General features: G+C 70.1%; 17 protein-coding genes and 1 tRNA gene. 10 read left to right on the top strand and 8 right to left on the bottom strand.

Annotated features, from left to right (window positions below):
• Positions 1-66 precede the first annotated feature (66 nt).
• From WJ438_RS18715 to WJ438_RS18730, 4 genes are all read right to left on the bottom strand, one after another.
• A complete protein-coding gene (locus tag WJ438_RS18715) occupies positions 67-897 on the bottom strand; it encodes an MBL fold metallo-hydrolase (protein WP_406726268.1) in 831 nt (276 codons plus the stop codon).
• Positions 894-1,775, bottom strand: coding sequence for an NUDIX hydrolase (locus tag WJ438_RS18720; protein WP_406726269.1), 882 nt, complete (start codon positions 1,773-1,775; stop codon positions 894-896). Before WJ438_RS18720 ends, WJ438_RS18715 begins: the two co-directional genes overlap by 4 nt.
• 204 nt (positions 1,776-1,979) lie before the next feature.
• Positions 1,980-2,450 carry a RidA family protein gene (locus tag WJ438_RS18725; RefSeq protein ID WP_406726270.1) on the bottom strand — a complete coding sequence of 157 codons (471 nt, stop codon included), beginning with the start codon at positions 2,448-2,450 and terminating at the stop codon, positions 1,980-1,982.
• Positions 2,447-2,608, bottom strand: coding sequence for a DUF4177 domain-containing protein (locus WJ438_RS18730; protein ID WP_019355547.1), 162 nt, complete (start codon positions 2,606-2,608; stop codon positions 2,447-2,449). The genes WJ438_RS18725 and WJ438_RS18730 overlap by 4 nt, the downstream gene beginning before the upstream one ends.
• A gap of 130 nt (positions 2,609-2,738) precedes the next feature.
• Here WJ438_RS18730 and WJ438_RS18735 point away from each other — a divergent pair, with 130 nt between their 5' ends.
• Together WJ438_RS18735 and WJ438_RS18740 are read left to right on the top strand one after the other, a co-directional pair.
• Complete coding sequence (locus tag WJ438_RS18735) at positions 2,739-3,716, top strand: ArsA-related P-loop ATPase (protein ID WP_406726271.1); 978 nt, start codon at positions 2,739-2,741, stop codon at positions 3,714-3,716.
• Positions 3,717-3,885: 169 nt separating this feature from the next.
• Complete coding sequence (locus tag WJ438_RS18740) at positions 3,886-5,283, top strand: ArsA family ATPase (protein ID WP_406726272.1); 1,398 nt, start codon at positions 3,886-3,888, stop codon at positions 5,281-5,283.
• 140 nt (positions 5,284-5,423) lie between these two features.
• On the opposite strand, the gene wblA is transcribed toward WJ438_RS18740, so the two are convergent.
• A complete protein-coding gene (gene wblA / locus WJ438_RS18745) occupies positions 5,424-5,762 on the bottom strand; it encodes a transcriptional regulator WblA (protein WP_181383401.1) in 339 nt (112 codons plus the stop codon).
• Positions 5,763-6,180: 418 nt separating this feature from the next.
• Between wblA and WJ438_RS18750 the strand changes: the two genes are divergently transcribed.
• On the top strand, positions 6,181-8,469 hold the full coding sequence (locus WJ438_RS18750; RefSeq protein WP_406726273.1) for a transglycosylase domain-containing protein: 2,289 nt from the start codon (positions 6,181-6,183) through the stop codon (positions 8,467-8,469).
• Positions 8,470-8,570: 101 nt separating this feature from the next.
• Here WJ438_RS18750 and WJ438_RS18755 read toward each other — a convergent pair whose 3' ends face one another.
• The gene (locus tag WJ438_RS18755; RefSeq protein ID WP_406726274.1) at positions 8,571-9,035 is read right to left on the bottom strand and encodes a GatB/YqeY domain-containing protein; all 465 of its coding nucleotides are present in this window, start codon (positions 9,033-9,035) and stop codon (positions 8,571-8,573) included.
• A 152-nt stretch (positions 9,036-9,187) separates the two neighbouring features.
• Here WJ438_RS18755 and WJ438_RS18760 point away from each other — a divergent pair, with 152 nt between their 5' ends.
• The 6 genes from WJ438_RS18760 (at position 9,188) to WJ438_RS18785 (ending at position 12,914) form a co-directional block, all read left to right on the top strand.
• Positions 9,188-10,114 carry a metallophosphoesterase gene (locus tag WJ438_RS18760; RefSeq protein ID WP_406726275.1) on the top strand — a complete coding sequence of 309 codons (927 nt, stop codon included), beginning with the start codon at positions 9,188-9,190 and terminating at the stop codon, positions 10,112-10,114.
• A gap of 317 nt (positions 10,115-10,431) precedes the next feature.
• Positions 10,432-10,505, top strand: a tRNA-Pro gene (locus tag WJ438_RS18765).
• A gap of 531 nt (positions 10,506-11,036) precedes the next feature.
• Positions 11,037-11,621 carry a TerD family protein gene (locus WJ438_RS18770; protein ID WP_406726276.1) on the top strand — a complete coding sequence of 195 codons (585 nt, stop codon included), beginning with the start codon at positions 11,037-11,039 and terminating at the stop codon, positions 11,619-11,621.
• A 26-nt stretch (positions 11,622-11,647) separates the two neighbouring features.
• Positions 11,648-11,836, top strand: coding sequence for a hypothetical protein (locus WJ438_RS18775; RefSeq protein WP_406726277.1), 189 nt, complete (start codon positions 11,648-11,650; stop codon positions 11,834-11,836).
• Between the two features lie 171 nt (positions 11,837-12,007).
• Entirely contained in the window at positions 12,008-12,211 is a 204-nt protein-coding gene (locus WJ438_RS18780; protein WP_406726278.1) for a hypothetical protein, read from the top strand.
• A 178-nt stretch (positions 12,212-12,389) separates the two neighbouring features.
• Complete coding sequence (locus tag WJ438_RS18785; protein WP_406726279.1) at positions 12,390-12,914, top strand: DUF4396 domain-containing protein; 525 nt, start codon at positions 12,390-12,392, stop codon at positions 12,912-12,914.
• Here WJ438_RS18785 and WJ438_RS18790 read toward each other — a convergent pair.
• Positions 12,908-13,441, bottom strand: coding sequence for a hypothetical protein (locus WJ438_RS18790; protein WP_406729733.1), 534 nt, complete (start codon positions 13,439-13,441; stop codon positions 12,908-12,910). The two genes, WJ438_RS18785 and WJ438_RS18790, sit on opposite strands and share 7 nt — an antisense overlap.
• On the bottom strand, positions 13,441-13,596 hold the full coding sequence (locus WJ438_RS18795) for a hypothetical protein (RefSeq protein ID WP_406726280.1): 156 nt from the start codon (positions 13,594-13,596) through the stop codon (positions 13,441-13,443). The genes WJ438_RS18790 and WJ438_RS18795 overlap by 1 nt, the downstream gene beginning before the upstream one ends.
• 120 nt (positions 13,597-13,716) lie before the next feature.
• Here WJ438_RS18795 and WJ438_RS18800 point away from each other — a divergent pair, with 120 nt between their 5' ends.
• The gene (locus WJ438_RS18800) at positions 13,717-14,286 is read left to right on the top strand and encodes a TetR/AcrR family transcriptional regulator (protein WP_406726281.1); all 570 of its coding nucleotides are present in this window, start codon (positions 13,717-13,719) and stop codon (positions 14,284-14,286) included.
• Positions 14,287-14,359: the final 73 nt, after the last annotated feature.

The following is a 14,359-nucleotide window of genomic DNA, read 5'->3' on the forward strand; positions in this document are numbered from 1 at the left end:
CTTTTCGATGAGCCCGTGCTCCCGCTGGACGAGTGCGTGCTCCCGCTGGACGAGCCCGTGGTCCCGCTAGATGAGCCCGTGGTCCCGCAGGTACTCCAGTTGCGCCCGGACCGACAGTTCCGCGGCCGGCCACAGGGAGCGGTCCACGTCGGAGTAGACGTGGGCGACGACTTCGGACGGGGTGCGATGGCCGTTCTCGACGGCCGTCTCCACCTGGGCGAGGCGGTGGGCCCGGTGCGCCAGGTAGTACTCGACGGCGCCCTGGGCGTCCTCCAGTACGGGGCCGTGGCCGGGCAGGACCGTGTGGACGCCGTCGTCGACCGTGAGCGAGCGCAGGCGGCGCAGGGTGTCCAGGTAGTCGCCGAGGCGACCGTCGGGGTGGGCCACGACGGTCGTACCGCGTCCCAGAACGGTGTCGCCGGTGAGGACGGCCCCGTCGGCCGGCAGATGGAAGGACAGGGAGTCGGCGGTGTGGCCGGGAGTGGGGACGACCCGCAGTTCCAGGCCGCCCACGTTGACGACGTCCCCGCCGGAGAGGCCTTCGTCCCCCAGCCGCAACTCCGGGTCCAGCGCCCGTACCTTCGTGCCGGTCAGCTCGGCGAAGCGAGTGGCTCCCTCGGCGTGGTCGGGGTGACCGTGCGTCAGCAGGGTGAGGGCGACCCGCTTGCCGGCCCGCTCGGCCGTGCCGACGACATTCCGCAGATGCCCCTCGTCCAGCGGACCGGGGTCGACGACGATCGCACGCGCGGAGTCGGGTTCCGAAAGGATCCAGGTGTTGGTGCCGTCCAGGGTCATGACCGAGGCGTTCGGTGCCAGGACGTTGACCGCGCGCGCGGTGGCGGGTCCGGAAAGGACCCCACCGCGCGGTTGGCCGGGAAGGGCTGCCGCGTCCGTCATGCGGGTGCTCCACCTGTCGGGATGTGCTTGGTGAACTCGTCGTGCCCCGGCCAGGACAGCACGATCTCGCCGTCGTCCAGGCGCGCGGTGGCCAGTACCGGCGTGAGATCCCGCGCGGATGCCGCGTCGAGCGCCTGCGCCGCCGCCGGGTACGCCGTCAGCTGGCGCAGGGTCGCGATCGTCGGCGGCATCATCAGCAGCTCACCCCGGTCGTACGCGGCGGCCGCCTCGCGCGGGGTGATCCACACCGTGCGGTCGGCCTCCGTGGAGGCGTTCCGGGTGCGCTGCCCCTCGGGCAGCACGGCGACGAAGAACCAGGTGTCGTAGCGGCGGGGCTCGAACTCCGGCGTGATCCACCGGGTCCAGGCGCCGAGCAGGTCCGAGCGCAGGACCAGTCCTCGGCGGTCGAGGAACTCCGCGAAGGACGTCTCCCGCGCGACGAGCGCCGCGCGGTCCGCCTCCCAGTCCGCGCCCGTCGTGTCACCGACCACGGAGTCGGGCGTCGGACCGGCGAGCAGCACACCCGCTTCCTCGTACGTCTCGCGTACGGCGGCGCAGACGATCGCCTGGGCGTCGGTCGCGTCGACGCCGAGCCGGGCCGCCCACCACGCGCGCGTGGGGCCCGCCCAGCGGACGTGGCGGTCGTCGTCCCGCGGGTCGACGCCCCCGCCGGGGTAGGCGTAGGCACCTCCGGCGAAGGCCATGGAGGCTCTTCGGCGCAGCATGTGGACGGCGCAGCCGTCGCCCGCGTCCCTCAGGAGCATGACGGTGGCCGCCCGCTTGGGCGTGACCGGGGTGAGGATGCCTTCCGCGAGCGCGCGGATCCGGACCGGCCACTCGGGTGGGTACCACTGCCCACCAGCCTGCGCATTCACCATGGCCGGAGGCTATCCCGGGCCGGGCGGATGTTCGAGTGCCCAGCGGGAGAAAGGGAACAAGAGAACGCGCGGCGGTGGGACGCGGCGAGGAGAGGCGGCGGACCCGGCGGACGGCACGGGCGAAGCGGCCCTCCGCCGAGTACCGGTCCGCCTCCGTCAGACGCCGACCGCCCCCGCCTGCCCGCGCCCGTCGACGCGCGTCCGTCAGCCCGCGTCCGTCAGCTCCACCTGGATCTCGACCTCCACCGGTGCGTCGAGGGGCAGTACGGCGACGCCCACCGCGCTGCGGGCGTGGACGCCCTTGTCGCCGAGGACCTCGACCAGCAGCTCGCTCGCACCGTTGAGGACGCCCGGCTGTCCCGTGAAGTCCGGGGCCGAGGCCACGAACCCGACGACCTTCACCACGCGCACGACGCGGTCCAGATCACCGGCGACGGACTTCACGGCGGCGAGGGCGTTGAGCGCACAGGTGCGCGCCAGCTCCTTCGCCTCCTCGGCCGTGACCTCGGCACCGACCTTGCCGGTCAGCGGAAGCTCGCCGTTCACCATGGGAAGCTGGCCGGCGGTGTAGACGTACCGCCCCGACAGCACGGCCGGACGGTACGCGGCCAGCGGCGGAACGACCTCCGGCAGGCTCAGCCCGAGCTCGGCCAGCTTGGCCTCGACCGCGCTCACGCCTGCTTCTCCCGCTTCAGGTAGGCGACCAGCTGCTCGGGGTTGTTCGGGCCCGGCACGACCTGCACGAGCTCCCAGCCGTCCTCGCCCCAGGTGTCCAGAATCTGCTTCGTGGCGTGGACCAGCAGCGGAACCGTGGAGTACTCCCATTTCGTCATGCGGCGACTCTAGCCGCTGCCGCCGCCTGCACGGGAAGCCCGGGAAACCCGGGAACCTCAGGAAGCCGGGAAGCCCGGGACTCGCCCCCGGATCCGACGGGGCGCGCGGGGAGGAATTAGGCTCAAAGGCGTGAGCAGGCTTCAGGTGGTCAGTGGTAAGGGCGGAACCGGCAAGACCACGGTGGCCGCGGCCCTCGCGCTGGCCCTGGCCACGGCGGGGAAGCGGACGCTTCTCGTCGAGGTCGAGGGCCGCCAGGGCATCGCGCAGGTCTTCGAGACGGAGGCGCTGCCGTACGAGGAGCGGAAGATCGCCGTCGCTCCCGGCGGCGGAGAGGTGCACGCCCTCGCCATCGACGCCGAGCGGGCCCTTTTGGACTACCTCCAGATGTTCTACAAGCTGGGCAGCGCCGGGCGGGCGCTGAAGAAGCTCGGCGCGATCGACTTCGCGACCACCATCGCGCCCGGTGTGCGGGACGTCCTGCTGACCGGCAAGGCGTGCGAGGCGGTGCGGCGCAAGGACAGGAGTGGGCGATTCGTCTACGACTACGTCGTGATGGACGCCCCGCCGACCGGGCGCATCACCCGTTTCCTCAACGTCAACGACGAGGTCGCCGGGCTCGCGAAGATCGGCCCTATCCACAATCAGGCCCAGGCCGTGATGCGGGTGTTGAAATCGCCGGAGACGGCGGTGCACCTGGTCACCCTGCTGGAGGAGATGCCGGTCCAGGAGACCGTGGACGGCATCGCCGAGCTGCGGGGGGCCCGGTTGCCGGTGGGGCGGATCATCGTGAACATGGTGCGGCCCGAGGTACTGGACGCGGCCGACCTGGAACTCGTGGGGACGGTCGAGCGTTCCTCTGTCGCGTGGGCATTGTCGTCCGCCGGTCTCGGCGGCGCGCGGCGCGGCGGGCACGCCGAGCGGCTGGTGGATCCTTTGCTCACGCAGGCGGAGGAGTACGCCGAGCGGTACGCGCTGGAGGCCGAGCAGCGCGCCGCGCTGGCCGAGGTGGATCTGCCCCTGCACGAGCTGCCGCTGCTCGCGGAGGGCATGGACCTGGCGGGCCTGTACGAACTGGCCGAGGAACTTCGCGCACAGGGTGTGTCATGACCAGCGGAAACCCGCCCGTTCCCGTACCCGGCGGAAGCCTTCCCGCCGGACTCCCCGCGCCCAGCGCGCCCAGCGCGCCCGTCACGCCCGTAGCCCCCAGCGCGCCCGTCACGCCCGTCGCCCCCGTCAGGCCCGTCACGAGTCGGAAGTATCGGAAGCAGGGGATGTCATGAGTCGCCATCCGGAACCGGCGCACACGCGCGCGCACGATCCGGCCCACCCGGCCCGCCACCACCTCTCCCCCGTACGCACGCTCGACATCGACCCACTGATCGAGGACCGGACCACCCGGATCGTGGTGTGCTGCGGCTCGGGCGGGGTCGGCAAGACGACCACCGCCGCGGCCCTGGGACTGCGCGCGGCCGAACGGGGACGCAAGGTGGTCGTCCTCACCATCGACCCCGCCCGCAGGCTCGCCCAGTCCATGGGCATCGACTCACTCGACAACATCCCCCGCCGGGTGAAGGGCATCGACGACTCCGCCGGCGGCGAACTGCACGCCATGATGCTCGACATGAAGCGCACCTTCGACGAGATCGTCGAGGCGCACGCGGACCCGGAGCGCGCTTCCGCGATCCTCGGCAACCCCTTCTACCAGTCCCTCTCCGCGGGCTTCGCGGGCACGCAGGAGTACATGGCGATGGAGAAGCTGGGGCAGCTGCGGGCCCGCGACGAATGGGACCTCATCGTCGTCGACACCCCGCCCTCCCGCTCCGCGCTGGACTTCCTGGACGCGCCCAAGCGGCTCGGGTCCTTCCTCGACGGCAAGCTCATCCGCGTACTGCTGACCCCGGCGAAGGTCGGCGGCCGTGCGGGGATGAAGTTCCTGAACGTCGGGATGTCCATGATGACCGGGGTCCTGGGGAAGGTGCTCGGGGGTCAGCTGCTGCGGGACGTACAGACGTTCGTGGCGGCGATGGACTCCATGTTCGGCGGGTTCCGTACACGTGCGGACGCCACGTTCAAACTGCTCCAGGCGCCCGGGACGGCGTTCCTGGTGGTCGCGGCCCCGGAGCGGGACGCGCTGCGCGAGGCCGCGTACTTCGTGGAACGGCTGGCCGCGGAGGACATGCCGCTGGCTGGTCTGGTGCTCAACCGGGTCCATGGCAGCGGCGCCGACCGGCTGTCGGCCGAGCGGGCACTCACCGCCGCGGAAAATCTTGAGGACTCCCGCATTGTGGATCAGGAGGACGGGAAAGCTGGAGTTCGTAACTCCCCCGATCCATACGACAGTTCAGACGTCCCCGACGGAGGCTCCCCCGCCACCGCGGACGACACGGACACAGACACCGGCACCACCGACACCGACACCGACGGGGTCGACGCGGAGCGGTCCGTCGACCAGCTCACCGCGGGCCTGCTGAGACTGCATGCCGAGCGGATGCGGCTGCTCTCCCGCGAGCAGCGCACGCGTGACCGCTTCACCGCGCTCCATCCCGAGGTGGCGGTGACGGAAGTGGCCGCGCTGCCCGGCGACGTGCACGACCTCGCGGGACTGCGGGACATCGGCGACCGGCTCGCGACCAACAGGCCGGAGCTGCCCGAGGCGCCCGAGGCCACCGCCTGACGCACGCCGCCACGGCCTGACGGACGAACAGACGAGCGGGCAGGACAGGCAGACCGGGAAACGGGCAGACGGACAGACGGGCAGTCCCAAGACGACCCGACACGGCCCGGGACGCCCCGCCGAGGACCCCCCGAGAGCCCTCAGCTCACCGCCGCGTAGTTCGCGTACACCTCGTCGTCGTCGAGGGGCACCACACCCGTCCCCCGCTCGTACTCCGTACGCGCGGTCTCCAGCAGCCGGCGCCAGGACGTCACGGTGGGCCGCCGGCGCAGCAGTGCGCGGCGTTCACGTTCCGTCATGCCTCCCCATACGCCGAACTCGACGCGGTTGTCGAGCGCGTCCGCCAGGCACTCCGTACGCACCGGGCATCCGGTGCACACCGCCTTGGCCCTGTTCTGCGCTGCTCCTTGAACGAACAGTTCATCCGGATCAGTAGTGCGGCAGGCAGCCTGCGCACTCCAGTCGGTAACCCAGCCCATACCGGCGCCGTCCTCTCCCGAATCGAGGCTCCCCCACGGCGGCAGCGGCATATTCACCGCCGCCAGTTGAGGACGTTACGGAAGGTGGGCACAGCGCAACACCCCCAGCGGGCCCAATCTTGAATGGCCCGAACGGACTATGGGTAAGCGGCAGATCACCCGGGGGAGTGACCTGGCGACATGCACGACCATCCCGGCGTTTCGGGTCAATTCCGTTGCGCCACAACGGGCACCACGTGACACACGAGGCGGATCCGGACACGCACCCCACACATCCCGAGAAAGAAAGTCGAGAAGATCCGGAACGATTCGGGGTCGCCGGACGTATTGATACGTGACCTCACTGCTGTGACAGTTGTGAGCAGCTTAGGCCAAGGCCTGTACGCCTGTCCGGAAAACGAGAACGTAGGCTGCTCCCATGCCAAAGAAGCGCTCGGGCGGTGGTCTGTCGCCAACGCAGCAGGCCGCCAAGTTCCTCGGTGTCAGTGTCCTCGCGGGTGCCGTCCTGGCCGGTATCGCACTGCCCGCCGTGGGTGCGCTGGGCCTGGCCGCCAAAGGCTCGGTGGAGAGTTTCGACGAGCTCCCCGCCAACCTCAAGACGCCCCCGCTGAGCCAGCGCACCACCATCCTGGACGCGAAGGGCGGCCAGATCGCCACCGTCTACTCGCGCGACCGCACGGTGGTCGACCTCAAGGACATCTCGCCGTACGTCCAGAAGGCGATCGTCGCGATCGAGGACTCCCGCTTCTACGAGCACGGCGCGGTCGACCTGAAGGGCATACTGCGCGCACTCAACCGCAACGCGCAGAGCGGCGGCGTCACCGAAGGCGCGTCCACCCTGACGCAGCAGTACGTGAAGAACGTCTTCGTGGAGGAGGCCGGCGACGACCCGACGAAGGTCGCGCAGGCCACCCAGCAGACGATCGGCCGCAAGATCCGCGAGCTGAAGTTCGCGATCCAGGTCGAGGAGGAGCTGGGCAAGAAGAAGATCCTCGAGAACTACCTGAACATCACGTTCTTCGGCCAGCAGGCCTACGGCGTCGAGGCCGCCGCCCGGCGCTACTTCTCCAAGTCCGCCAAGGACCTCAACCTCCAGGAGTCCGCCCTCCTCGCCGGCCTCGTCCAGTCCCCGAGCCGGTACGACCCGGTCAACGACGAGGCGGAGGCCACCAAGCGGCGCAATGTCGTCCTGGCGCGGATGGCCCAGGTCGGCGACATCTCCCAGGAGCAGGCCGCCGAGGCGTCGCAGGCACCGCTGGGGCTGAAGGTCAGCAAGCCGAACAACGGCTGCATCACGGCGGTCGCCGATGCGGCCTTCTTCTGCGACTACGTACGTGAGGTGTTCCTGAGCGACCCGGTTTTCGGGAAGGAGAAGGAGGACCGGGCCAAGATCTGGAACCAGGGCGGTCTGACGATCCGGACCACCCTCGACCCGCAGGCACAGCGGTCGGTCCATACCTCGCTCAAGGGCCACGTCAACAAGAGCGACTCGGTCGCCGCGGCGATCACCCTGGTCGAGCCCGGCACCGGCAAGATCCTCGGCATGGGCCAGTCGAAGCCGTACGGCTACGGCAAGAACGAGACCGAGATCAACTATTCGGCCGACCACAGCATGGGCGGCTCCAACTACGGCTTCCCGACCGGTTCGACGTTCAAGCCCTTCGTCGCGGCGGCCGCGCTCGAGGAGGGGCGACCGCCCACCCAGGAATACTCGTCGCCGTACGAGATGCCCTACCCCGACCCCGTCCAGACCTGCAGCGGCAAGCCCTGGATGAACCAAGAAGGCGCCACCGTCCCCAACGAGGACAAGTCGGAGGTCGGTCCGTACCGGCTGAAGGAGGCGATGGCCCTTTCGGTCAACACCTACTTCGTGCAGATGATCGCCGACATCGGTCTGTGCCCGTTGGTGAAGATGACGGACGCCCTGCACGTCGTGGAGGGCAACGGCGAGAAGCTTCCGGAGGTCCCCGCCGTCTCCCTCGGTTCCAGGGGCGTCTCCCCGCTGACGATGGCGTCCGCGTACGCCGCCTTCGCCTCCCGGGGCATGTACTGCACGCCGGTCGCCATCGAGTCGATCACCCAGAAGATCGGCGACCAGCAGAAGTCGCTGGAGGTACCGAAGTCGACGTGCTCGCGGGCGATGAGCGAGAAGACCGCGGACACGGTGAACACCCTGCTGCAGGGGGTGGTCGACTCCGGTACGGGCCGGGCGTCCGGTCTCACGGACCGCGCCAACGCCGGCAAGACGGGTACGACGGACGAGCGCAAGAACGCCTGGTTCGTCGGCTACACGCCGAACCTGTCGGGAGCGGTCTGGGTCGGCAGCGCCACCCAGCAGGTCAAGATGGTCGACATCAGCGTCGGCGGCGCCTACCACGCCAAGGTCTATGGCGGCTCGGTGCCGGGACCCATCTGGCGGGACGCGATGACCGGCGCCCTCACGGGCAAGGACGCCCCGTCCTTCAACCTCGTCGACATCCCGGACCCCGAGAAGCGTGACAAGGACCGTGATCGTGACGGCGAGGACGGTGACGACCGTGGCGACGGCAACCGTGGGAACGGCGGCCAGAACGGCGGTGTCTTCGGCGGCCTGACCGGCGGCAACGGCGGCCAGACCGGCGGCGGAGGAGCCGAACCGGACCCGACCTTCTCCCTCCCGGAGGGCTTCATCCAGGGCCCGGGGAACGGCCCCGGCGGCCGACGCTGACGGCCTGCCCCCTGGTCCGACGACAGCGGAGGGCCCCTCCTTCCCATGACGGGAGCGAGGGGCCCTCCGCTGTTGTTCGCCGTATCCGACCGACCGGCAGGTCAGCCGGCGAGCAGCTTCTTCACCGCGGCGGCCACCCGGCCGCCCTCGGCCTGCCCGGCCACCTTGGGGTTGACGATCTTCATGACCGCCCCCATGGCCCGCGGGCCCTCGGCGCCTGCCGCCTTCGCCTCCTCGACGGCCTGGGCGACGATCGCGTTCAGCTCCTCGTCGGACATCTGCTGGGGCAGGTACCGCGCCAGCAGCTCGCCCTCCGCCTTCTCCCGCTCGGCCTGCTCGGGACGCCCACCCTGCGCGAAGGCGTCCGCCGCCTCACGGCGCTTCTTCGCCTCACGGGTGATCACCTTGAGCACCTCGTCGTCGGAGAGCTGACGCTTCTCCTTCCCTGCGACCTCCTCCTTGGTGATCGCGGTGAGCGTCAGCCGGAGCGTCGAGGAGCTGAGCTCGTCACGCTCCCTGATCGCAACGTTGAGGTCGTCCTGCAGCTTCGCCTTGAGCGTGGTCATGCCCTGATTGTCGCAGGAACAGGCGGAAAGACGCCCGCACATTTAACACCCGTCGTTCCGGGGGACGTTCGGACGGCCCCCAAGCCCTGCCGCACCACCGGGGAGAAGGGACCGCCGGGCACACACGCCCCCGGGTCTGACACGATGGGCGTATGCGCGCGCGATACGGAATCCCCCTGGGAATCACGGCGGCCGGCGCCGCCGGGCTGGTGTACGCGGCGGGCTTCGAGGCCCGCTCCTTCCGGCTGCGGCGGGTGACGATCCCCGTCCTGCCCGCCGGGATGCGCCCCCTGCGCGTGCTGCAGGTCTCCGACATCCACCTGGTGAGCGGTCAGCGCAAGAAGCAGCACTGGCTGCGCTCGCTGGCGGGCCTGCGCCCCGACTTCGTGATCAACACGGGCGACAACCTGTCCGACCCCGAGGGCGTACCGGAGGTCCTGGACGCGCTGGGCCCGCTGATGGAGTTCCCGGGCGCGTACGTCTTCGGCTCCAACGACTACTACGGCCCCAAGCCGCGCAACCCCGCCCGCTACCTGATCGAGAAGGCCACGGGCCTGCACGGCCTGAACGGCAACGCCCCGGCCGTTGGCGCGATCCACAACCCGTGGGAGGACCTGCGGGACGGCTTCGACGCCGCGGGCTGGCTGAACCTGACGAACACCAGGGGCATCCTGAAGCTCGAGGGCGTCACGGTCGAGCTGACCGGCCTGGACGACCCGCACATCAAGCGGGACCGCTACACGGAGGTGGCGGGCGGCCCGTCGAACGCGGCGGACTTCTCGATGGGCGTCGTCCACGCCCCGTACCTGCGCGTCCTGGACTCCTTCACGGCCGACGGCTACCCCCTGGTCCTGGCCGGCCACACCCACGGCGGCCAGCTCTGCATCCCCTTCTACGGCGCCCTGGTCACCAACTGCGACCTCGACACCGACCGGGTGAAGGGCCTGTCCACGCACACCTCGCAGGGCCGCACGTCCTATCTCCACGTGTCGGCGGGCTGCGGTACCAACCGGTACACCCCGGTCCGCTTCGCCTGCCCCCCGGAGGCGACGCTGATGACGCTGGTGGGCCGGGAGTAACGGAGCGTGCGTCCCGTGTGGGGCCGACGGAACCGACCGGTTCCGTCGGCCCCACACGTGCTGTGCCCGCCGTACCCCCATCCAGCCCACCCGCATCGCCCCGACCCGAGCAGGACGTTCACCCCCGCTGGGGCGCACGTCCGCCCCGATACCGGGCCCCTGGTCGGCGACCGTCGCGGCCCACACCGTGTACACGGCGCTCCCCATCGCGGCGGCACTGGGCTGATTGCCCCTCTCCGCCGCAGCATCCAAACCGGATTTCGTCTCCAGCCACCGGTGGGCTAAAGTAAACGTCGTCGCCGCGACAGCAGCGACATCGGGGTGTGGCGCAGCTTGGCAGCGCGCTTCGTTCGGGACGAAGAGGTCGTGGGTTCAAATCCCGCCACCCCGACAGAGAAACAACAGGTGGGGCACCTACTCATTCGAGTAGGTGCCCCACCTGTTTCGTCCGCGTGCCTATCTGCGTGACCACCGCTCCGGACCGCGTTTGAAGATGCCCTCCAGGACTACGGTGACGTCTGGATCACGGGCCGGATCTGATCTGCTTCCGGTAGACCTCCTCGGCCACAGCCGGCGTGCCGGCGCAGCAGCGCCGCCGAGTCGTCACGAATGTCCCGTACGGCACGCACAGCGCGGTCCGCATCGTTGAGCGCCACCAGTGCGTGGTGACGGAACATCTCGCCGGCAGGCGCACGCGGTCAATTCCATGGCGCAGCGATCCACCGCCCGAGTGGGCGGGGTGGTGGACTACCGTGGTGAGCGACCGTGTTGGGCCCACGCGACGCGCGAGCGCACTGGGCCGACGGGACGCGGCACCCCAACCACGCGACCATCACGTACCGATACCGGCTGCAGGGGACCGCCAGGAAGTCGGGCACATTTTGCCTGGGTGTAGTCCCTTTTGACAAAGGATGACCCAGGCATGATCACGCTCACCAAGGAAGACGGCCCGGCCGACCTGGACGGAGTGACCCACCTGTCCATCGGCGTCTCCTGGGACCCCACCGCCGGCAGCAGTGGCGGGGTGCTGGGCAAGCTGCGCCGCAAGACCGGCACCGACCTCGACCTGATCGCCATCGCCGCGCAGGGCGGGGACCCGGTGCGCCTGGCCGGCCTGGACTCGCTCGACCCCATGGGCAACGGCTCCCTGGTGCACAGCGGCGACAACCAGACCGGGCACGGGGACGGCGACGACGAGACGGTGACCGTCGAGTTCGCCCGGATACCGCCCCACATCACGTCGATCGTGTTCGTCGCCGCCGCCTTCAAGAAGGGCAGTTCCCTCCAGAAGGCACGCAACATCAGCTTCAAGGTCTACGACGCGACCGGGGGCAGCTCCCAGCAGGTCGCCGACATCTGGCCGAGCCTGCTCAGCCAGGACAACGGCTGCGCCGTGGCCAAGGCGATCCGGGTCGGCGGCACGTGGAAGCTCGAAGTGATCAATGAGACGGGCAAGATCAAGCAGGGTGACGAGCATGCCCTGATGCGCTTCGCCGTCAGCAAGTAGCACGTCCCCGGGGCCGGCAGGGACAGGTGGCCATTCAGACATTCGGCATAGGGGATGTGGTGAGCCAGCTGCTGCTCCATGGCGAGCGCTCGCGAAATCCGCTGGCGCGGACCGTGCAGTTGACCGGGGACCGGTTGCGGAGGGGCGGAGGCATCACTCCGTTGAGTGAGCTGAACCTCGGCGCCATGGCTGAGGCGTTCCAGCGCGGGCGCTGACTCGGGGGCGGCGGAGTGGAGCGCTCGCTGGCGCGGCTTGCGCAGGGGCCCGGGGTCGTCCCGGTGATCCGCGTCACCGGGACCGCCACGTTGGTGAAGGTGCGACAGGCTGCCGACTTCGCCCACAGGCCTGGGGAGTTGGCGGTCCGGTGGTGTGGTGGGCCCGGCCAGGTGGCCACCCTCGCGGACCGGGCCAGGTCCGAGGGCGTCCCGCTGTGGATCGCGCGGCGCTTCGCGCCGGGGCCCGCCGGGCCCGTCGCGGTCGCTGTGGACCGGCGTCTGATACGCGTGGACGTGTGGGGGCCACACGCTCCCGTGGTACGGATCCGGGCGCCGTACGGCTTCCACCGCGACACCCCCGAGCCGTCCAAGTGACCGCGTCTGACGGTCGGCGAGGTGACGGCGGTGACGGTGAGGGCGGTGGGGGTGATCAGCCCCGGTGCGAGCCGTCACGCGGCGGCCGGCCGGCCGAGCCCAGGTACCCCTGAGGGGTATACGCTGGGAGTATGGGAGCCGCCAGGGTCCTCGTGGGACACGAAGGGGGATGAAGGTCATGGACCACGGCACGCACTACTCCGGTACCTCACGCGGAGAACGCGGAGAACGCGCAGAACGCGGGCAGCACCCCAGCGGCCACGCGAACGCCGCGTCCTGGCCGACGGCGGTGAAGGCGACGCTGCACTGCCTGACCGGGTGCGTCATCGGTGAGGTCCTCGGCATGGTCATCGGCACCGCCCTGCTGTGGGACAACGTGCCGACCATGGCCCTCGCCATCGCCCTGGCCTTCGTCTTCGGCTACTCCTTCACGCTCTTCGCGGTGATACGCGCCGGACTGTCCCTGAAGGCCGCGGTCAAGGTCGCGCTGGCCGCCGACACCGTCTCCATCGCGGTGATGGAACTGGTCGACAACGCCATCATCGCGCTGACGCCGGGAGCGATGGAGGCACACCTGTCGGACGGGCTGTTCTGGTCCGCGCTGCTCGGCGGCTTCGTCGTGGCTTTCGTGATCACCACGCCGGTCAACAAGTGGATGATCGGCCGCGGCAAGGGCCACGCCGTCGTCCACGCCTATCACTGACCTGCGCGCACCACCGCTCGGGCTGTCGCCTCGCGGCGCCGGCGCCGGCCGTGGCGCGTCATCCCGCGGGGCTTGATGATCGACAGGGTCACGGCGCCGAGCAGGACGACCAGCGCGGCTGCCGCGTTGACCACGAGCTGGATACGCAGACCGGCCTGTTCGCCGCCGGACAGCGTCGCCCGTGTCACCACGTCGGCCATGTGGCCGATGGGCTGCATGTGTACCAGCAGTACCAGCGTCGCCAGCACCGTGATCAGCAGTTTCGCCAGGACCCAGTAGTGCCGTAGCAGCCCCCAGGCGGTACCCAGGGACTGGACGAGACCGGTCAGCAGCGAGGCGATGCTCAGCGGGACGAGGACGTTCCAGCCGGTCAGTTCCATCGCCAGGTAGGCGGCCCGCACCGTCTGAGCGTCCCGGCTTCTCAGACCGGTGACGGCCAGAGCAAGGAAGACAGCGACCGCGCCGAACCAGCCCACCGAGACGGAGACGTGGACGGTCAGCGCGGCCCTGCGCACGCGGGGCGGCATCACCGGGCGTGGCCTCCCATACCTCCGCCGGCCAGATGTACGGCCAGGAACAGGACGACCAGGACCACGACGACACCGCCGGAGACCTTCACCCACAGCGGCATACCGGGCTCGTCGGCCGGGTCCCGTGAAGAGGAGGTCGAGGGCGTGTTCATCAGCGGGGTCCTTGTCTCGCGCTTCCGGCAGGAACCCCACTCAATCATTTTTCGAGACACACTGTCTACAATCGATTCAAGGTGTCGCAGCACGAGGCGGTCGGCCCGCATACTGGTGGGATGCCGAAGCTGTGGGACCAGACGGTCGACGCGCACCGCCGCGCCGTACGCGAGACGATCCTGGACGCCGCCGGTGAACTGGTGAGTGAGCACGGCCTGCGCGCGCTGACCATGTCGCAGGTCGCCGAGCGGGCGGACATCGGCCGGGCCACGCTCTACAAGTACTTCGCCGACGTCGAGGCGCTCCTGTTCGCCTGGCACGAACGGCACGTGGCCACGCACGTCGCCCGACTCGCCGAGGTACGCGACCGCATTGGACCGCCCGGTGAGCGCCTGCGGGCCGTGCTCGGGGCGTACGCACTGATCGCCCACGAACAGCACAGCAGTGACCTGGCGGCGCTGCTGCACCGCGGGGACCACGTGGCACAGGCCCAGCAGCATCTGCACGCCCTCGTCCGCGACCTGCTCGCCGAGGCGGCGGCCGATGGCGAACTGCGCGACGACGTCGCACCGGAGGAGATGGCGGCCTACTGCCTGCACGCGCTCACCGCGGCCGGCACCCTCCCGTCGAAGGCCGCCGTCCACCGCCTGGTCGACCTCACCCTGTCAGGGTTGCGCCCCTCCGCCTGACAGGCCGGACGCGGTGACGATCCAGACGTGCCCGGGTACGCGGACCCCTTCGGTGGCCAAAGCGTTTCGGTTC

It is taken from the genome of Streptomyces sp. GD-15H (assembly GCF_045291515.1).
GTDB lineage: Bacteria > Actinomycetota > Actinomycetes > Streptomycetales > Streptomycetaceae > Streptomyces.